A 19,387-nucleotide genomic window follows, 5' to 3' on the forward strand; every position below is an offset into this window, starting at 1 on the left:
CTCCATCGTTTATTTGTGATCATAGTTCGACCCGGAAAGGGTGCACGAATGGAACAGATTCTTTATGCTGGCTGCCTGACGCCGCAGTAGGGAGAGAGAGGGTGCGTTACAGAGGATGGTGGCTGTTGCTGCTGGCGCTCGGGGGATGCGATCTGGCCCTGCAGCGATATCGTGTCGAGTTCGAGGACGGCTCCTGGCGCGAGATCTCTTTCCTGCCGTTTGCCGACGAGGCGCGCTGGCGTGAGGGATGCAAGAATGGCGAGGTGGTGAGCGATCTCACCATGCCGCTGGCATGGCAAGAGCGTAGCGACGGTGAGCGCGAGCTGCTGATCGGTGGCGAGCCGTTCGAGACTGACAATAGTGGTCTCTATCGCAGCAATGGCATCCTGTTTGGACATACCTCCGACTTCATTCAGCGTGGCTTGCACGGGCTGGAAGCGTGCCGTTCAGCCAACCACTCCCAGACCGGCAAATCATCCCAGTTCAATCTGGGGAGTTTCGGACGCTAGAGATCGAGCTCCTTGAGCTTACGGGTGAGGGTGTTGCGACCCCATCCGAGCAGCCTGGCGGCCTCCTGCTTGTGGCCCTGGGTATGCTCCAGCGCCGTCTCCAGCAATATCTTCTCAAACTGAGGCAGCGCCTCGGCCAAGATGTCGACCTCGCCCCTGGAGAGCCGGGTGGCGACCCAAGCGCGCAGCAGGTGCTGCCAGTTTCCCACCGCCTCTCCCACAGGCAGTGTCTCCGGCTCTGGAGTGAGTAGCTCGGTCGGTAGATCCGCCAACAAGATCTCCTGTCCCGATGCCATCACGGTCAGCCAGCGACAGACGTTCTCCAGCTGGCGTACGTTGCCAGGCCAGGGCAGGCGGCTCAGGTAACGCTCCGTCTCCGGATGCAGACTCTTGGACTCCACCCCCATCTCCCGTGCCGCTCGCAGCAGGAAGTGACGGGCCAGTTGGGGTATGTCCTCACGTCGTTCGCGCAGGGCCGGGATGTGAATGCGGATGACGTTGAGCCGATGGAAGAGATCCTCGCGAAACTCTCCGTCGGCCACTCGCCTCTCCAGATTCTGATGGGTGGCGGCGATGATCCGCACGTCCACCTGCACCGGCTGGTGGCCACCGACCCGATAGAACTGGCCATCGGCCAGCACCCGCAGCAACCGGGTCTGTACGTCCAGAGGCATGTCGCCGATCTCGTCGAGGAACAGGGTGCCGCCATTGGCCTGCTCAAATCGTCCCTGACGAATGGCGTTGGCGCCGGTGAAGGCCCCCTTCTCATGGCCAAAGAGTTCCGATTCGATAAGGTCTTTGGGAATCGCGGCCATGTTCAGGGCGATGAAGGGCTTGCTGGCGCGTGGACTGTGCTTGTGCAGGGCATGAGCGACCAGCTCTTTGCCGGTGCCGCTCTGACCGTTGATGAGAACCGAGATGCTGGAGCGGGACAGGCGTCCGATGGCGCGAAATACCTCCTGCATGGCGGGCGCCTCGCCGATGATCTCGGGGTTGGCCTCCTGCTCGTGCTGGGTGTGGCGTCGTTTGCTGCGCTGCTCTCGCTGGTGATTCTCGGCGCGTCGCACCAGGCTCACCGCCTCGTCGATATCGAACGGCTTGGGTAGGTATTCGAAGGCACCGCGCTGATAGGCGTTGACCGCACTGTCGAGATCCGAGTGGGCGGTCATGATGATGACCGGCAGATCGGGCTGGCGCAGGTGGATCTGATCGAGCAGGCTGAGGCCGTCTATCCCCGGCATGCGGATATCCGACAAGATGACGTCGGGAGTGTGGCTCTCGAGGGCATCAAGCAGGCTCTCTCCCTCACTGAAGGCATCGCAACTCATCCCCTCGCTGCTGAGGGCGCGTTGCAGCACCCATCGAATCGAGCTGTCGTCATCGACTATCCATACTTTGGCTGTCATGGGGATCCTCACTTGCGAAGCGGCAGATGGATGGAGAATTCGGTGTGACCGGGCCAGCTGATGCACTCGATGCGCCCCCTGTGCTGGTCGATCAGGTTCTGGGCGATGGAGAGACCGAGCCCGGTGCCTCCCTCCTTGCCGGTCACCATGGGGTAGAAGAGGGTGTCGCGGATCGCCTCAGGGATGCCGGGGCCGTTATCGATGATCTTGATCTCGGCCGCCAGTCGGTAGCGCTGGCCGTGGATGGTGACCTGGAAGGCGGTGCGGGTACGCAGGCGGATCTCGCCGTGCTGCCCCAACGCCTCGGCGGCATTGCGCACTATGTTGAGGAAGGCCTGCTGTAACTGATCCGGCTCCATCTCGAAGTCGGGAATGCTGGGGTCATAATCCCGCTCGATGCGGATGCCGGGCGGGAGTTCCAGCTCCACCAGACGGCGCACCTGTTCCAGCACCGAGTGCACGTTGTGGACCTTGTGCTGACCGGGGCGCTGGGGGCCGAGCAGTCGATCCACCAAGGCGCGCAGGCGATCTGCCTGCTCGATGATGATGCCCGTGTATTCGCGCAGGGAAGGGTCGGGCAGCTCTCGCTGCAGCAGTTGGGCGGCGCCGCGCAGACCACCCAGGGGGTTCTTGATCTCGTGGGCCAGGCCGCGCACCAGCTCCTTGGCAGCCTGCTGCTGGGCGTGTTGCTGCAGCTCCTGGCTGATCCGTTTCTGCTGATCTATCTTGCGCAGCTCCACCAGCATCAGGCGCTGCTCATGGTCGGCCAGCGGGGTGGCGCTGAGTTCGACCAGGCGAGGCTCCCCCTCGACCACCAGGGTCACCTCGTTGTCGGTAAAGCCCTGCCCAGTGGTGAGCCCCCGGCGCAACCGCTGCAAATCGAGCGAGATGTGTTCGAGTAGCTGGGGAAACTCGATGCCGATGAGACGGCGCTCGCTTAAGGAGAGGAGTTGCTCGGCGGCCGGATTGACGTAGTGAATACAGAGCCGTTCATCGATCAGGATGACGGCGGTGAGCAAGTTGTCGAGTACGACCTGGGCTTGAGCGGAGCGGGTGGGCACGGGTTTCTCCCTGAAACGGTGCTTTGCACCATGTTGGTGCATTCAGTCTACCCGCTCCGGTGCACCGGGTCATCCCCCCTTGGCTTTCGGTTCGGGTTTGGGCTTGTTGTCCACCTTGGCGCGGTGCAGGTAGAAAGTCACAACAGGGGATTTAGCAAGGATCGTACCGTTCTCACCGACCACTTCGACCATGGCCTCATGAGCGCCGCGGTCCAGATTCTCCAACCTGAGGGCGAGGCTGTTCTTTACTTGGCCTGTGTGCTTGCCATCGAGTTTGAGCCTCATCTCGTACTGAGCGGGGGGCTGAGGGGTGATGGCCGCCTGAAACACCACGTTACCCGTGTTGTCCCGCAGGGTACTGCCCGCTTCCGGAGTGATGAGTGCAACCTGAAGTTCCTTCTTCTTGTCGGCCTGCTCTTTACCCGTCAGGCGATCGTAGTCTGCGACCTGCACCATGTTGGGGCTGGGTCCGACCGAGGGGGCCACATCGAGATTGACGGGGCGGGCCTGCTTGCCGGGGGGGGCGCTGTCACTGTAGTGGATCACGCCGTTGGCATCGGTCCAGGTGTAGATCTGCGGCTCGGCGGCTGGCAGGGCCAGGGGTAGCAGCAGAAGCCAAAGTAATCTCCTCATGGGGCCATCCTTGTGCTCGGGTTTTGTTCAAAGCCTATCAGATGTGCAATAAAAAACCCGCCACGACGGGCGGGTTTTGCCAGCAAGCGGGTGTTTACAGGGAGTAGTAGAGCTCGAACTCGACCGGGTGCGGGGTCATGCGCACGCGATCCACGTCGGCCTGCTTAAGCTCCAGGTAGGCGTTGATGAAGTCGTCGCTGAACACGCCGCCGCGGGTCAGGAACTCGCGGTCTGCATCCAGTGCAGCCAGGGCCTCGTCCAGAGAGCCGGCCACGGTCGGGATCTCGGCCGCTTCTTCAGCCGGCAGATCGTACAGGTTCTTGTCCATGGCATCGCCCGGATGGATCCTGTTCATGATGCCGTCCAGACCGGCCATCAGCTGGGCTGCGAAGGCCAGATAGGGGTTGGCACAGGGATCCGGGAAGCGCACTTCGATACGACGACCTTTCGGGCTCGGCACTACCGGGATACGGATGGAGGCGGAACGGTTGCGGGCGGAGTAGGCCAGCATGACCGGTGCCTCGTAGCCCGGTACCAGACGCTTGTAGGAGTTGGTGGTCGGGTTGGTGAAGGCGTTCAGTGCCTTGGCGTGCTTGATGATACCGCCGATGTAGAACAGGGCAGTTTCGGACAGGCCGCCATACAGGTCACCGGCGAACAGGTTGACACCGTTCTTGGCCAGGGACTGGTGGCAGTGCATGCCGGAGCCGTTGTCACCGAACATGGGTTTCGGCATGAAGGTGACGGTTTTGTTGTAGGCGTGGGCCACGTTATGGATCACGTACTTCAGCACCTGCACTTCGTCAGCCTTCTTGGTCAGGGTGTTGAAGCGGGTGGCGATCTCGTTCTGGCCGGCGGTGGCCACTTCGTGGTGGTGCGCCTCCACAACCTGACCCATCTCTTCCAGGATCAGACACATGGCGGCACGGATATCCTGAGAGGAGTCAACCGGAGCAACCGGGAAGTAACCCCCCTTGACCATGGGGCGGTGGCCCTTGTTGCCGTGCTCGTAGTCGGTACCCGAGTTCCATGCGGCTTCTTCGGACTCGATCTTCACGAAGGTGTGGCCCATGGTGGTGGAGAAGCGGATATCGTCAAACATGAAGAATTCCGGCTCCGGCCCGAACAGGACGGTATCGGCGATGCCGCTGGACTTCAGGAAGTCCTCGGCGCGCTTGGCAATGGAGCGAGGGTCGCGGTCGTAACCCTGCATGGTTGCGGGCTCCAGCACGTCGCAGACGATGTTCAGGGTGGTCTCTTCGGTGAAGGGATCCAGCTTGGCGGTAGAGGCATCCGGCATCAGCACCATGTCAGACTCATTGATGCCCTTCCAGCCGCCGATGGAGGAGCCATCGAACATCTTGCCGTCTTCGAAGAAGTCTTCGTCGACCTGGTGGGAAGGGATAGAGACATGCTGTTCCTTACCCTTGGTATCGGTAAAGCGCAGGTCGACAAACTTGACTTCGTGTTCCTTGATCAGGGCCAAAACGTTCTGGGCTGACATCGTGCGTAACCTCCGGTGTTTGAAACGGGTGCGGGTGAGAGCTTCTTCCGACAAACTAAGCGAGTATCGTGCCAACTCTGTGACACCTTGATTTCAGTGCCTCAGGGTAGGGCATACCTGCTTCTTAATGGCGCAGTGGTGCAGGTTTTGCACCAAAATGATGCGTTGATGGATCATTATGGTGCGCCTGATGACCGAGTGCTCCAAAAGAGTATCAGAGCAGGGAGCGGAGCAGGTTGCTTTGATCCTGATCGGTGACAGATGTCGAGGGACGAGCAATTCTGCTAGGAAGATCACAAACACAAGAGTACAATTACCGCCCAATTTTACCCGGTAATTGAGGCGAGAATGTTAGAAAAGCTCCGCAATATTGCGATTATTGCGCACGTTGACCACGGCAAGACCACCCTGGTTGATAAACTGCTGCAGCAGTCCGGCACCCTGGACCGTGGCAGTGAAGGCCAGGAACGAGTCATGGACTCCAACGACCTGGAGCGTGAACGCGGCATTACCATTCTCGCCAAGAACACCGCGATCCGCTGGAACGACTACCGCATCAACATCGTCGACACCCCGGGTCACGCCGACTTCGGTGGCGAGGTAGAGCGCGTGCTCTCCATGGTTGACTCCGTACTGCTGCTGGTGGACGCCGTTGACGGCCCGATGCCGCAGACTCGCTTCGTGACCCAGAAGGCGTTTGCCCATGGTCTGAAGCCGATCGTCGTGGTTAACAAGGTTGACCGTCCGGGTGCACGCCCTGACTGGGTTATCGATCAGGTATTCGACCTGTTCGACAACCTGGGTGCCACCGACGAGCAGCTGGACTTCCCGATCGTCTACGCCTCCGCCCTGAACGGCATCGCCGGCATGGAGCCGGACGCCCTGGCCGACGACATGAGCCCGCTGTTCCAGGCCATCGTTGACAACGTCTCCGCCCCGGACGCCGATCCGGAAGGCGAGTTCCAGATGCAGATCTCCCAGCTGGACTACAACTCCTACGTGGGCGTTATCGGTATCGGCCGCATCAAGCGCGGCAGCGTCAAGCCGAACATGCAGGTCACCATCGTCGGTCGTGACGGCAAGACCCGCACCGGCAAGGTTGGTCAGGTCCTGGGTTACCTGGGTCTGCAGCGTACCGAGGCACTGAGCGCCCAAGCGGGCGACATCATCGCCATCACCGGTCTCGGCGAGCTGAAGATCTCCGACACCATCTGCTCCAACGCCGCCGTCGAGGCCATGAAGCCCCTGACCGTTGACGAGCCGACCGTGACCATGACCTTCCAGGTCAACACCTCCCCGTTCGCCGGCAAGGAAGGGAAGTTCGTCACCTCCCGTAACATCCGTGAGCGTCTGGATCAGGAGCTGGTGCACAACGTGGCACTGCGCGTCGAAGACACCGAAGATCCGGACAAGTTCCGCGTCTCCGGTCGTGGCGAACTGCACCTGGGCATCCTCATCGAGAACATGCGTCGCGAAGGTTACGAGCTGGCCGTATCCCGTCCGGAAGTAATCCTGCGCGAAGAGAACGGCGTCAAGATGGAACCCATCGAGACCCTGACCGTCGACATCGAAGAGCAGAACCAGGGCTCCGTGATGGAGAAGCTGGGTGAGCGTAAGGCCGAACTGCGTGACATGGTGCCGGACGGCAAGGGTCGCGTGCGTCTCGACTACGTCATTCCGGCCCGTGGCCTGATCGGCTTCCAGACCGAGTTCATGACCCTGACCTCCGGTACTGGCCTGCTCTATCACACCTTCGACCACTACGGCGAATTCCGTGGCGGCAGCATCGGCCAGCGTCAGAACGGCGTGCTGATCTCCAACGCCACCGGTAAGGCACTGGGCTTCGCCCTGTTCAGCCTGCAGGATCGCGGCCGTCTGATGATCGGTCACGCCACCGAGGTGTACGAAGGCCAGGTGATCGGCATCCACACCCGCTCCAACGACCTGACTGTTAACTGCCTCAAGGGCAAGCAGCTGACCAACATGCGTGCCTCCGGTACCGATGAGGCCATCGTGCTGACCCCGCCGGTCAAGATGACTCTGGAGCAAGCGCTCGAGTTCATCGATGACGACGAGCTGGTTGAAGTGACGCCGAAGAGCATCCGGGTTCGCAAGAAGCTGCTGACCGAGAACGATCGCAAGCGCGCCGGTCGTAACAAAGAAGATTAATTCGCAGCCGTTGCGAGATAAGAAGGGGCCCCATGGGCCCCTTTCCTTTTTTGCCCCTGGCGCCCCCCTCTGCCACAATGGCGCCTTAGACCGTATCCAAGAGACACTAAGCATGCCTGAGAGACTGAGTACTGCCGCCCGGGCCGGCCTGCTCTTCCTGCGCCGCGACGGGCGTCACTTCGCCGAGTTCGTCTGGGGGCGATTCCAACAAGATCGCCTGACCGTCACGGCCGGCTACCTTGCCTATGTGACTCTGCTCTCCCTGGTGCCCATGATAGCCGTGGTGTTCGGCATGATGTCGGCCTTTCCGGTGTTCCAGGGGGTCAAGCAGGCGCTCGAGCAGTTCGTCTACCACAACTTCGTGCCGACGGCCGGTGAACTGGTGCAGGAGTACATCAACGGCTTCGTGGCCAATGCCACCAACACCACGGCCGTAGGGATCGGCGCCCTGGTGTTCGTGGCCCTGATGCTGATATCGGCCATCGACAAGAACCTCAACTACATCTGGCGCACTCGCCAGGGGCGTCCACTCGGGCAGGCGTTTGCCATGTACTGGATGATCCTGACGCTCGGTCCCATCCTGATTGGCGCCAGCATCGCCGTGAGCTCCTACATCGTTTCACTGCGCCTCTTCTCCGAGGGGCATCTGTTTGGCCTGGGCTACTGGCTGCTGCGGGGGCTCCCCTTCCTGCTCTCGGTCTTCGCCTTCCTGCTGGTCTATACCGTCGTGCCCACCTGCAAGGTCCGGGTAAGACACGCCCTGATCGGCGCCGTGGTGGCCGCCTCCCTGTTTGAGCTGGCCAAGCGGGGCTTCGCCCTCTATATCACCAACTTCCCCTCCTATCAGGCCATCTATGGCGCATTGGCGACCGTGCCGATTCTGTTCGTCTGGGTCTACCTGAGCTGGTTGGTGGTGTTGTTAGGGGCTGAAGTGACGGCCTGCCTTGGGGAGTACCAGCGGCCAGCGCCCGAGGAGCTCGGCTAAGAGAAGATAAAAGAGAGAGACCGGCCATAAGGCCGGTCTCTTTGTATGGGGTCAGGCCACAAACACCAGGTAGACGGCGAAGGCCACCACGAAGCGGTAGAGGGCGAAGGGGATAAAGTCGAGGCGACGGATCAGGGCCAGGAAGGTCTTGATGGCAAACATGGCGACCACGAAGGCGGTGACAAAGCCCACCGCAAACATGGGGAGGTCGGCCAGGGAGAGGAAGTCGCGGCTCTTGTAGAGATCGAGGCCGCTGGCCGCCACCATCATGGGGACCGCCAGTATGAAGGAGAACTCGGCCGCCGCCTGGCGACTGATCCCCATCAGCATGCCGCCGCTGATGGTGGCGCCGGAGCGGGAGAAACCGGGCCACAGGGCCAGGCACTGGAAGCAACCGATACCGAAGGCCTGTTTGTAGCTTATGTCGTCCAGGGTCTCGGCACGCACCGCGGGGCGGGCCTTCTCGGCGATGATGAGCAGGATGCCGCCGGCCACCAGGGCGTACATGACGGTGACCGGTCCAAACAGGTTGGCCTTGATCCAGCTGTGGATCATCAGCCCGATCACCACGGCCGGCAGCATGCCGAGGATGATGTGCACCAGGGAGAGGGTGGCATGATCCTGAGGGGGCTTCTGTCCGAAGTGGATGCCGATGAGGCCGAACAGGCGACGCCAAAACACAGCCACCACCGCCAGGATGGAGCCGAGTTGGATCACCACCTCGAAGGTGGCGGCCTTGGGGCCTTCGAAGCCGAGCAGGTGGCCGACGATGATCATGTGGCCGGTAGAGGAGACGGGAAGGAATTCGGTCAAGCCTTCCACCACGCCCAAAATAAAGGCGACGAGTAGGGTATAGGTGTCAGTCATGTACTGGGAGCATCCTGGCAATAGGGAGGAAAACATGCCCCTCTACGGAGCGCGCCTATATTGCGGCAAGGCCGGCATGGATGCCATGAAAAAAATGTGAATGTGGGGGCAGCCATGGCGCCGGTTCAGGGACTGCGGAGGAGTTCGTCAGCAGCGATGCATGGCGCGTGTGACTCGCTGTGGCGTGGGGGCCAGCGGATGTAAAAAGTCCCCAAGGGATGCTCGGGGACGTTTCCTTCATGACGGGTTGTGATGTGGGACTATCAGTCCCAGCTCAGCACGACCTTGCCCGACTGGCCCGAACCCATGGCGTCGAAGCCCTGCTGGAACTCGTCGATGGGGAAGCGATGGGTGATGATGGGGGTGAGATCCAGCCCGGACTGGATCAGGCTTGCCATCTTGTACCAGGTCTCGAACATCTCGCGGCCGTAGATCCCCTTGATGAACAAGCCCTTGAAGATCACCTTGTTCCAGTCGATGGCCATGGTGGAGGGAGGGATGCCGAGCATGGCGATCTTGCCGCCGTGGTTCATCTTGTCGAGCATCTCCTGGAAGGCGGACGGCACGCCGGACATCTCCAGCCCCACGTCGAAACCTTCGGTCATGCCGAGCTCGTTCATCACGTCGGCCAGCTTCTCCTTGGCCACGTTGACGGCGCGGGTGGCGCCCATCTTGCGGGCCAGCTCGAGGCGGTACTCGTTGACGTCGGTGATTACCACGTGGCGGGCGCCGACGTGGCGGCAGACGGCGGCGGCCATGATGCCGATGGGACCGGCGCCTGTGATGAGCACATCCTCGCCGACCAGATCGAAGGAGAGGGCGGTGTGCACGGCATTGCCGAAGGGATCGAAGATAGAGGCCAGCTCGTCGGATATGTTATCCGGCAACTTGAAGGCGTTGAAGGCAGGGATCACCAGGTACTCGGCGAAGCTACCCTGGCGGTTGACGCCCACCCCAATGGTGTTGCGGCACAGATGGGTGCGCCCGGCGCGGCAGTTGCGGCAGTGACCGCAGGTGATGTGCCCCTCACCGGAGACCCGATCGCCGATGGCGAAGCCGCGCACCTCCTGGCCGATGGCGACCACTTCGCCCACGTACTCGTGGCCGACCACCATGGGGACGGGAATCGTCTTCTGGGACCACTCGTCCCAGTTGTAGATGTGCATGTCGGTGCCGCAGATGGCGGTCTTGCGGATCTTGATGAGCAGGTCGTTGTGGCCGAGCTCCGGCATGGGGACATCGGTCATCCAGATGCCCTTGGCGGGGTGCAGCTTGGAGAGTGCTTTCATGGTTGTTCCTTCACGATGAATGCCAAAAAGGGGGCCATCGGCCCCCTTGAAATCAGATGACGCCGAGCTCGCGGCCGATGCGGATGAAGGCATCGATGGCGCGGTCCAGCTGCTCGCGGGTGTGGGCGGCCGACATCTGAGTGCGGATACGGGCCTGGCCCTTGGGCACGACCGGGAAGGAGAAGCCCACCACGTAAATGCCCTCGGCCAGCATGCGGCTCGCCATCTCGGCGGCCAGCTTGGCATCCCCCAGCATCACCGGGATGATGGCGTGGTCAGCCCCGGCCAGGGTGAAGCCGGCGGCGCTCATGCGGCTGCGGAAATAGCGGCTGTTCTCCTGCAGGTGGGCGCGCAGATCGTGGCCGTCGGCCAGCATGTCGATCACCTTGATGGTAGCGGCGACGATGGCCGGTGCCAGAGAGTTGGAGAAGAGGTAGGGGCGGGAGCGCTGACGCAGCCAGTCGATCACTTCCTTCTTGCCCGAGGTGTAGCCGCCGGAGGCGCCGCCCATGGCCTTGCCCAGGGTGCCGGTGATGATGTCGACCCGATCCATGACGCCACAGTATTCGTGGGTGCCGCGGCCGTTCTGGCCGATGAAGCCGACGGCGTGGGAGTCATCCACCATCACCAGGGCGTCATACTTGTCGGCCAGATCGCAGATGGCTTTCAGGTCGGCGATGACGCCGTCCATGGAGAAGACGCCGTCGGTGGCGATCAGCTTGAAGCGGGCGCCGTCAGCGGTGGCCTGCTTGAGCTGTTGCTCGAGGTCGGCCATGTCGTTGTTGCCGTAGCGATAGCGCCTGGCCTTGCACAGTCGCACGCCGTCGATGATGGAGGCGTGGTTCAGGGCGTCGGAGATGATAGCGTCTTCGGCACCGAGAAGGGTCTCGAACAGACCGCCGTTGGCGTCGAAGCAGGAGGAGTAGAGGATGGTGTCCTCGGTGCCGAGGAAGCTGGATAGCTTCTGTTCCAGCACCTTGTGCTGATCCTGGGTGCCGCAGATGAAGCGCACCGAGGCCATGCCGAAGCCGTGGCTGTCGAGGCCCTCCTTGGCTGCGGCGATAAGCTCTGGATGGTTGGCCAGCCCCAGATAGTTGTTGGCGCAGAAGTTGAGCACTTCCTGCCCGCCGACCATGATACCGGCCTGTTGGGCCGAGGTGATGAGTCGCTCCTGCTTGTAGAGACCGTCAGCCTTGACCTGCTCCAGCTCGGTGGCCAGGTGGCGATAAAATGCGTTGGACATGAGTGATTCCTCGTGGTCGTGGGGGGCTTGCCCAAAGTGGCAACATATTACTCTGTCTCTCCGGCCACGGGATTCAACTCTTTTTATCTTATTTAAACAACTGTGAAACAGATCACCCGGCCAATTCCCGATAATGCTGTTCGAGACCGGCGATCTGAGGCCTGGCGGCTTCGCGCAGATAGGGGCGCAGGATGAAGAGCACCTTGAGCACTCCCTTGTAGAGTAGCGGCTTGGTGATGCGGGTACCGGGAGCCTGGGCTATCTGATAGGCGATCCAGAAGGTCACCACCATCTTGATGGTCTGGCCGAGGGCCGGCATGTCTTCTTCACTCACCTGTAGCACACCGCCGTCACAGAGACTGCGAAGTAGCCCCTGTACCGAGCTGGCGAGTTGCTCCTGCGCCTTGAGGTACTTCTGCTGCAGCTGCTCATCGCGACTCAATATGTCGGGCAGATTGGCGTAGAAGAAACGGAACTGCCACATCAGATAAAAGATGGCATCGAGATAGCCCATCAGGTGCTCGATGCGGATCTCCTTCTCCTGAACCGGGGCGAAGCTCTCGGCCAGATGCTTGGCATAGTGGTCGAAGATGCTGTGAATGATGTCTTCCTTGTTGCGGAAGTGGTAGTAGAGGTTGCCGGGGCTGATCCCCAGATGGGCGGCGATGTGGTTGGTGGTGACGTTGCGCTCGCCCTGCTCGTTGAACAGCTCGGTGGCACCATGGATGATCCTGTCTCTGGTCTTCATCGTCTCTCTCCCCTGCTCAGGATTCGTCTATGGCTTCTGGGCATGATAAACTTTTCGGCAATTTTCAAATCGCCCACTATACACAGCTTCACAACTGTGTCACACGGTGGGCCTTCGCACTAGAGGGTAAGCCCCATGATCGTAGTCACTGGCGGTGCCGGCTTTATCGGCAGCAACCTGGTCAAGCAGCTGAACGCCCAAGGGCGCACCGACGTGGTGGTGATCGATGATCTCACCGATGGTACCAAGTTCGTCAACATCAGCGATCTCACCATCGCCGACTATATGGACAAGGACGAGTTTCAGGCCCGCATCGTCTCTGGCGACGAATTTGAGGAGTGGGACGGCATCGAGGTGATCTTCCACGAAGGTGCCTGTTCGGCCACCACAGAGTGGAACGGAAAATTCATCATGGAGGTCAACTACGAGTACTCCAAGGATCTGTTCCACTACTGTATCGAGCGTGAGATCCCCTTCATCTACGCCTCGTCTGCCGCTACCTATGGCGGTCGCAATGATAATTTCATCGAAGACCCCAGATTCGAGCAACCGCTCAACGTCTATGGCTACTCCAAGCAGCTGTTCGACCAGTATGTGCGCCGTTGGATGCCTCAGATCAATTCCCAGGTGGTGGGTCTCAAGTACTTCAACGTCTATGGCCCGCGTGAGCAGCACAAGGGCTCCATGGCCTCTGTCGCCTTCCACCTCAACACCCAGGTGAAGCAGGGACAGAACCCCAAGTTGTTCGAGGGCTGCGACGGCTTTCCGAACGGTGGCCAGATGCGCGACTTCATCTATGTGGATGACGTCTGCAAGGTGAATCTCTGGTTCTGGCAGAATCCGGAGCATTCGGGCATCTTCAACTGTGGTACCGGCCGTGCCGAGCCGTTCCAGAACGTGGCCGAGGCGGTGATTGCCTATCATGGCAAGGGCGAGGTGGAATACATCCCCTTCCCGGATCATCTCAAGGGGCGTTATCAGAGCTTTACCCAGGCCGATCTGACCCGCTTGCGCGGCGTCGGCTACGACGGCGAGTTCAAAACCGTTGCCGAAGGGGTGGCGGATTACATGGCCTGGCTCAACCGCTGAGTCGGTCGCCAGATGAGGTGAAGAAACCGGAAGCGGGCGACACCCCCTTCCGGTTTCTGCTGTCTGCGCTTGTGTGTTCTTTCTCTATTTCTACCGGGTAACTGCGCGATGAATATATTGATGGCTCTCTCCCAGCTTGAGGTCACGGGGGCTGAGGTTTATGCCACCACGGTCGGCAATGAGCTGACCCGACGAGGGCACAACGTCTTCTACGTTTCCGATACCCTGACCAAGCCGACCCTGGGGCCCGTCTTTAAGCTTCGTTTTAACAAGCGCAGCATACTGCGCCGCTTCTGGCACGTTTTCTACCTCATCTATCTCATCAAGTGTCACAAGATCCAGCTGGTACATGCCCATTCCCGTGCCTCCGGCTGGAGCAGTTTCGTCGCCTGCAAGCTGACCCGCACCCCCATGATCACCACGGTACACGGGCGTCAGCCGGTACATGCGTCGCGCAAGGCGTTCCATGCGCTGGGTTATCGCGCGGTGGCCGTGTGTGAAGATATCGCGCACCAGATCATCGACAACCTGGGGGTCGACCCCGCCATGGTGCAGGTGCTGCGCAATGGCATCGAAACCGACAGATTTCACCCTGCGGCACCACCGGCCAATGACAAGCCGGTGATCGCCATTATTGGGCGCTTGAGTGGCCCCAAAGGAGAGCTCTGTTATCGCCTGCTCGACGAGGTGCTCGATCTGGAGGCGTGCCGGGTCCGCGTAGTGAGCGGTAGCCGGGTGCCTGAGCGCTTCGAGCGTTTCAGCGGACAAGTCGATTTTGTCGGCTATGTGGACGATGTGCCCGCCTTGATGGCCGGCTGCGATCTGGTGATCGGTGCCGGTCGTGTAGCGATGGAGTCCCTGCTCTGTGGTCGGCCGACCCTGGCCATTGGTGAAGCCAAGGCCATCGGGCTGGTAACCGAAGAGAACCTCGGCGATGCCTTGGCCAGTAACTTCGGCGATATAGGTCCCACGGATCTGGCCATCGATTTTGCGGCCCTCAAAGGGGAAGTCACCACCGCCCTGGCCTGCCAAGGCGTGGCGGATGTAATTCGACAGCGGATTGCGCATGAGTATGGCTTGCAGAGGGTCGTCTCTGGTCTGGAGAACATCTATCAGGACGCCGTGGTGGATACATTGCGCCGGGAGATGCCCGTCATCATGTATCACCGCTTTATTGACCACGAGAGTGAGAAAGGCGTGCACGGTACCTGGATTCCCGTTGCCATGTTTGAGAAGCATCTGCGGCTCTTGAAGCGACTCGGGTACGAGACCCTCACTTTTCGTGATCTTGCCGATAAGGGGTTTATCCACCGGCTGGAATATGGCAAGAAGTACCTCATGATCACCGTCGACGACGGTTATCGGGACAACCTCACCCGTATGCTACCGCTGCTGGAAAAATATGGTTACAAAGCCGTGGTGTATGTGGTGACCGGAGAGGACCATAATCGCTGGGATGTCGAGCACCCGACCAACCCGGATACCCGCGTGCCCCTGATGGATGGCGAGCAGCTCAAGGCGTTGGTGGCGAGCGGTCATGTGGAGATCGGTGGTCATACCCTGACCCATCCTCGCCTGAGCCAACTCTCGTCGGTAGACCAGGCTAATGAGATAGACGAGAACAAGCGTCAGCTGGAAGCCTTGTTGGGTCAACCGCTGCTCTCGTTCGCCTATCCTTATGGGGACATGAACGAGAGTGCCAAGCAGCAGGCAGAAATGGCCGGATACCGCTTTGCCGTAGCAACCAACAGTGGTCCCAAAGCCATGCATCGGGATCCCTATCAGATCCGCAGAATCGCTATTTTCCCTCGTACAGATGTATTTGGGTTTTGGCGTAAGGTTCGTGGTAATTATGTTTTCCGAAAATGAGAAAAAGTCGACTGGCTTTAACTGTTTAATGATAGAGAAAATATTGGTTGGGATTTTTTCGGCCAGTATTTTCGTCAGTAAGCCGGCAATCACCATCTCAATGGCATTGTTGGTCGGATTTTCTTTATTTCGATATTTCAAAGATGGAGAGTATAGATCGGCCCTAAGAGGGGACGCGATAGTTGTCAGCTCAATAGTTGTATTCATCGTCGGGTTGTTTTCTAGATTGTTATCTCCTGGTGACATAAGAGATGTGGGGTATTTTTTTTATAAGGGGTTGTTTTTAGTAGTATTCCCTATTTTGTTGCTGACCTTCCGTGATAAAGAAAATAGACAGTTAGCGTTTGTGCTCTCAATGGCCGGATTCTCTATCTCTGTGTTCATGTCATTTATTCAGGCGTTCATATTGCCAGATGCCGGATGGAATGGAGAGAGAGTGTCTGGGTTGTGGGACATATTGCGCTGGGCCGAAATTACAACGTTTGTTTTTGTTTTCTTGCTGGCGAAACTGTTTGACGAAAACGCGCTTCATAAGAAATATGTGATTTTTCTATGCATGTGTTTTGTCGCAGTGAGTCTGATCTTGTCAGGTGGCCGAGCGGGTTGGGTGGCTGTCATAGTGACCTCTACATTGTATATGCTGTTTTTAAACAAGAAATATTTAATTGTATCGGCCTTATTGCTCGGTGCTGGCACCTTTATCATCGGTAAATGGGAGCCAGAAAAAATAGAGTTTGTGATGGGTAGAGCCCTGTCCGTGACAGAGACGAAAGAGGATTATTCAAACTACAGCAGGTTATTGATGTGGGGGAATGGTCTCAAATGGCTTGAGGCTAATATGGTAGATAATCCGAGGCAATTTATGTTTGGTATCGGGTTCAAACGATTCGAGAAGGAGTATACAGAATATTTAGATTCAATTTCTGACTCAAGAGAACTAATTAATATTACTCATGGAAACTACTCTATGAGGGATCTTCATAATGCGTATATAGACTCAAGTAACAAAATGGGGGTCTTATATACAGTGTTATTTTATGCATTTTTAGTCTTTGTTGCATATTCTTTTATTCGCAATGGTATTGCTCACCAAGGGGTCGGGCTGATTCTATCCTTTGTGATTCTGGGCGTATTTTATGCCAACTATCTTGAGTTTCAGACGTCAGTTTTTTTCTTTTTGTTAGCGCTTTCTCATTCTAGTGTTGCAATGCGCAGGCGTGATTGATTTATTTGGTTATATGAGTGATATATCTAGAATACCTGAGCAGTTATTGAGATTATTGACTGTGTTGGTTATATTCCCACTCGGTGTTAAGACAGTCAAGGAGATTAAACCCGTTTTCCATCTATGTTCGGCTACACGTTGGTGACATCGGCCAGGCTAGTCAACGAGGAAGTGGTAGGGAATCAAGATATCCAGGCCGCGTTTTTAGGCCATGTTGATCATCCATGATCTTATATTCATGTTCATGCTGAAGTATCGAGTGACCACTTGAAAGAGGTGGCTAGCAGGCAGGCTTTTTTCCTCTGTTCCTGTGCTGATTACATAGTGCTTTGGTGCCCTCGACGTGTCATTCTGGAATGACGGATTCTCTATTCCAAGAGATGTCGCCTTTTATCACTTTCGCAGGCTGACCAGCTACAATTACATATTCAGGTACAAAACCAGTTATGATGCTGTTTGTGCCAACGATAGAGTCATGCTGGATACTGGACCCTTTTAGTATAACGCTACGAGCGCCAATCCAAACATGATCTCCTATGTGTATTGGTTTTCCAGGGTTGATCCTTTCTCCGGTTTTACGACTTATAATCTTGTGTGAATCTGTATTTCTTATTTCCACATCATAAGAAATCATGCAATCATCGCCAATATTTATTTCATATGGCTCGAATGACGCAATCATGGCCCCAGAAATTGTGGTATTATCACCAATGTTAATAGCGCCACCTACATTATCAATGAGTATTTTTGTGTTCACCAGATCGCAATTGTTTCCTATATACAGCTTGTTGTTTCTTCCGTTAACATTAATTTCACAGTTTCTCATTCTGACATTTTTGCCAAGAGAAACCGTATTTCCTACGCCTTTTATTCTTACTTTAGACTGCTTTATTTTACAACCAGAGTAAGAAAAAACATTACCTTTAGAAACACGCAGAACAAATCTGTCCAATATCAAGGATAAGATCTTCATATGTTTTCAATGACCTCGTTGAATTTACTCACCATGTGATCTGAACCAAATTTAGTTATCTCTGCCTCGACATTCAGTTCAGGTTTTTTGTCTTCACATAACAGAGTCGCTAATCGAGCAACATCTCCGACCTCGAAAAGATGACCGAGGCGGCCATGGTCGAGAATTTCAGACGGACCAACTTTACAGTTACTTGAGATAACATAACCATTAAGAAGTAACGCTTCTACAATAACCAAACCAAAGCCTTCATCCTTGGAGCTCAGCACGAATTTTCTTGCGTTTTTCATCCATACATACGGATTTTGCTTTTCCCCAAGGAAGTGAACATAATCACTTATGCCCAGATTCTCTGACAGCGTCTTCAGATTTGTTCCATCCGGGCCATCTCCTATGATGACCAGTTGGTCGTTTAACCCATTCTCCCTAGCCAAACAATAAGCCTTGAGTAAGGTATCTACATCCTTTGTTTCTTCGTTAAGACGACAAACAGTTAGTATGTATCTGCTGGTTAGTAATGCCTTTTCATTGGAAGTGATTGATGAGGTGTCTTGGCTATATCCCCGTAACTCTTCAAAGTTGAATGGGTTATATATTACGTGCGTTTTGTTGAACCAAGATGGATTGAGGTGCTTTATCTCATTATGCATATCATGACATATGGTGATGATCGCATCATAGGCGGTGCATCGTATGGATATGTCTTTTTTTCTATTGATGAGATGATGAAAACCTGAGTGCAGGTATGTTATCTTTTTTTGTTTGAAGTTCTTGATGTATTTATGGAAGTCACAATCTAGAAAGTCTACGATCACATCACAATCGTTGAGCAATGACTTCAACATCATCTTTCTTTTTATTGACTTATATATCTTGAATAAAAAATTGTTTTTCAAGTACTCATTCTCTGTGAATATTGCATGACAAGATGCATGCGCTTTCATCTGAGAAGCGATTTCAGATTTTGAGTCTTTGTTTGTCACGACAGAGATATCGTAGGTACTCTGGGCTGAGAGAGTCTGTACATATGTAAGGAGCACCTTTTCCGCACCACCCATATCCAAGCTGTTGATTAGAAATGAAATTTTCATTTTAAATCGCCTTATTCTATATGCGAGCCGTAGTCTCTGCCTGGTATGGTTGTATCCAAATGCCCGGTATCAACACAGTTGGGTTCAATGCCAAAAGTTTTAAGGCTATTCTTTTGTATTAATCCCGTCAGATAGTCAGCCGGCATTCTTATTGGATAAGCAACATCCAAAATCTTTTTCGCACCATTGAGTGAGAGTGCATAAGCCACGGCCCCAATAATACAACGTTTAGACGTACTTGATGGGGACCTGTAATGCACTAACCGATAATCATGTGGAAGCTTATGCCATAGTGGCCAGCGCTTTGCTTTTCCATGGAAAAGATAAAGCATCTCGAAGCTGGGTTTCTTCATGACGGAGGCCAGTATCTCCGGGACACATGAGAGTAGATATGCGTCGTCCTCTAGAATGAGGGCGTGCGATATATTCTCGGAAACTATTTTTTCATATATTCTTATGTGGCTCATTGCACAGCCGATCTCGGATTTATTCATGCTATGCCCGAAGTTTTTTTTACAAAACTCTTGGTCCACAAGACTGAGTTCATCTTCCGATAGAGTCGAGCCGTCAACGCCAAAGAAAAATTCGAAGTCCAATCCGAGCTGATTCATCCTATTCGATAGGATATTCTGTCTTTCTTTGTTTCTTTCTAGACTGATAATAAAAATTTTCATGTTCATGGCGATGCCTTAATACGGTTTTTTCAAGTATACCATTCTGTAAACC

17 protein-coding genes are annotated in these 19,387 nt (G+C 56.3%); 6 read left to right on the forward strand and 11 right to left on the reverse strand.

Annotated features, from left to right (window positions below):
- Positions 1-101: 101 nt before the first annotated feature.
- Complete coding sequence (locus tag BN1121_RS16765) at positions 102-509, forward strand: hypothetical protein (protein WP_043598117.1); 408 nt, start codon at positions 102-104, stop codon at positions 507-509.
- On the opposite strand, the gene glnG is transcribed toward BN1121_RS16765, so the two are convergent.
- The 4 genes from glnG to glnA form a co-directional block, all read right to left on the reverse strand.
- Positions 506-1,915, reverse strand: a complete 1,410-nt coding sequence (glnG, locus tag BN1121_RS16770; protein WP_005353948.1) for a nitrogen regulation protein NR(I) — start codon at positions 1,913-1,915, stop codon at positions 506-508. The genes BN1121_RS16765 and glnG overlap by 4 nt on opposite strands.
- Before the next feature lie 8 nt (positions 1,916-1,923).
- Positions 1,924-2,976: a nitrogen regulation protein NR(II) gene (gene glnL, locus BN1121_RS16775; RefSeq protein ID WP_005353950.1), complete on the reverse strand. Its 1,053-nt coding sequence runs from the start codon at positions 2,974-2,976 to the stop codon at positions 1,924-1,926.
- A gap of 69 nt (positions 2,977-3,045) precedes the next feature.
- On the reverse strand, positions 3,046-3,609 hold the full coding sequence (locus BN1121_RS16780; RefSeq protein ID WP_005353952.1) for a DUF4124 domain-containing protein: 564 nt from the start codon (positions 3,607-3,609) through the stop codon (positions 3,046-3,048).
- Between the two features lie 94 nt (positions 3,610-3,703).
- Positions 3,704-5,113, reverse strand: coding sequence for a glutamate--ammonia ligase (gene glnA, locus BN1121_RS16785; RefSeq protein ID WP_005353953.1), 1,410 nt, complete (start codon positions 5,111-5,113; stop codon positions 3,704-3,706).
- A gap of 348 nt (positions 5,114-5,461) precedes the next feature.
- Between glnA and typA the strand changes: the two genes are divergently transcribed.
- Together typA and BN1121_RS16795 are read left to right on the forward strand one after the other, a co-directional pair.
- Positions 5,462-7,282, forward strand: a complete 1,821-nt coding sequence (typA, locus tag BN1121_RS16790) for a translational GTPase TypA (protein WP_005353956.1) — start codon at positions 5,462-5,464, stop codon at positions 7,280-7,282.
- A gap of 112 nt (positions 7,283-7,394) precedes the next feature.
- Entirely contained in the window at positions 7,395-8,267 is an 873-nt protein-coding gene (locus BN1121_RS16795; protein ID WP_005353958.1) for a virulence factor BrkB family protein, read from the forward strand.
- A gap of 51 nt (positions 8,268-8,318) precedes the next feature.
- Here BN1121_RS16795 and bacA read toward each other — a convergent pair whose 3' ends face one another.
- From bacA to BN1121_RS16815, 4 genes are all read right to left on the reverse strand, one after another.
- Complete coding sequence (gene bacA, locus BN1121_RS16800) at positions 8,319-9,134, reverse strand: undecaprenyl-diphosphate phosphatase (RefSeq protein WP_005353960.1); 816 nt, start codon at positions 9,132-9,134, stop codon at positions 8,319-8,321.
- Between the two features lie 263 nt (positions 9,135-9,397).
- On the reverse strand, positions 9,398-10,423 hold the full coding sequence (gene tdh, locus BN1121_RS16805) for an L-threonine 3-dehydrogenase (protein WP_005353963.1): 1,026 nt from the start codon (positions 10,421-10,423) through the stop codon (positions 9,398-9,400).
- Between the two features lie 52 nt (positions 10,424-10,475).
- Positions 10,476-11,666, reverse strand: coding sequence for a glycine C-acetyltransferase (locus BN1121_RS16810; RefSeq protein ID WP_005353965.1), 1,191 nt, complete (start codon positions 11,664-11,666; stop codon positions 10,476-10,478).
- A 112-nt stretch (positions 11,667-11,778) separates the two neighbouring features.
- Positions 11,779-12,414 (reverse strand): TetR/AcrR family transcriptional regulator, encoded by a 636-nt coding sequence (locus BN1121_RS16815; protein ID WP_005353966.1) that lies wholly within the window; start codon positions 12,412-12,414, stop codon positions 11,779-11,781.
- A gap of 135 nt (positions 12,415-12,549) precedes the next feature.
- Here BN1121_RS16815 and rfaD point away from each other — a divergent pair, with 135 nt between their 5' ends.
- From rfaD to BN1121_RS16830, 3 genes are all read left to right on the forward strand, one after another.
- Positions 12,550-13,503 (forward strand): ADP-glyceromanno-heptose 6-epimerase, encoded by a 954-nt coding sequence (rfaD, locus tag BN1121_RS16820; RefSeq protein ID WP_005353967.1) that lies wholly within the window; start codon positions 12,550-12,552, stop codon positions 13,501-13,503.
- Positions 13,504-13,611: 108 nt separating this feature from the next.
- Complete coding sequence (locus BN1121_RS16825) at positions 13,612-15,372, forward strand: bifunctional glycosyltransferase family 4 protein/polysaccharide deacetylase (RefSeq protein WP_005353968.1); 1,761 nt, start codon at positions 13,612-13,614, stop codon at positions 15,370-15,372.
- Positions 15,356-16,597: an O-antigen ligase family protein gene (locus BN1121_RS16830; RefSeq protein ID WP_005353969.1), complete on the forward strand. Its 1,242-nt coding sequence runs from the start codon at positions 15,356-15,358 to the stop codon at positions 16,595-16,597. The genes BN1121_RS16825 and BN1121_RS16830 overlap by 17 nt, the downstream gene beginning before the upstream one ends.
- A gap of 346 nt (positions 16,598-16,943) precedes the next feature.
- Here BN1121_RS16830 and BN1121_RS19590 read toward each other — a convergent pair whose 3' ends face one another.
- From BN1121_RS19590 to BN1121_RS16840, 3 genes are read right to left on the reverse strand one after another with little or no spacing between them, the layout of a single operon-like run.
- A complete protein-coding gene (locus tag BN1121_RS19590) occupies positions 16,944-17,570 on the reverse strand; it encodes an acyltransferase (RefSeq protein ID WP_081606444.1) in 627 nt (208 codons plus the stop codon).
- Positions 17,567-18,661, reverse strand: a complete 1,095-nt coding sequence (locus BN1121_RS16835) for a glycosyltransferase (protein ID WP_043598119.1) — start codon at positions 18,659-18,661, stop codon at positions 17,567-17,569. Before BN1121_RS16835 ends, BN1121_RS19590 begins: the two co-directional genes overlap by 4 nt.
- An 11-nt stretch (positions 18,662-18,672) precedes the next feature.
- A complete protein-coding gene (locus tag BN1121_RS16840; RefSeq protein WP_043598121.1) occupies positions 18,673-19,341 on the reverse strand; it encodes a glycosyltransferase family 25 protein in 669 nt (222 codons plus the stop codon).
- Positions 19,342-19,387: the final 46 nt, after the last annotated feature.

It is taken from the genome of Aeromonas diversa CDC 2478-85 (assembly GCF_000819805.1).
Lineage (GTDB): Bacteria > Pseudomonadota > Gammaproteobacteria > Enterobacterales > Aeromonadaceae > Aeromonas > Aeromonas diversa.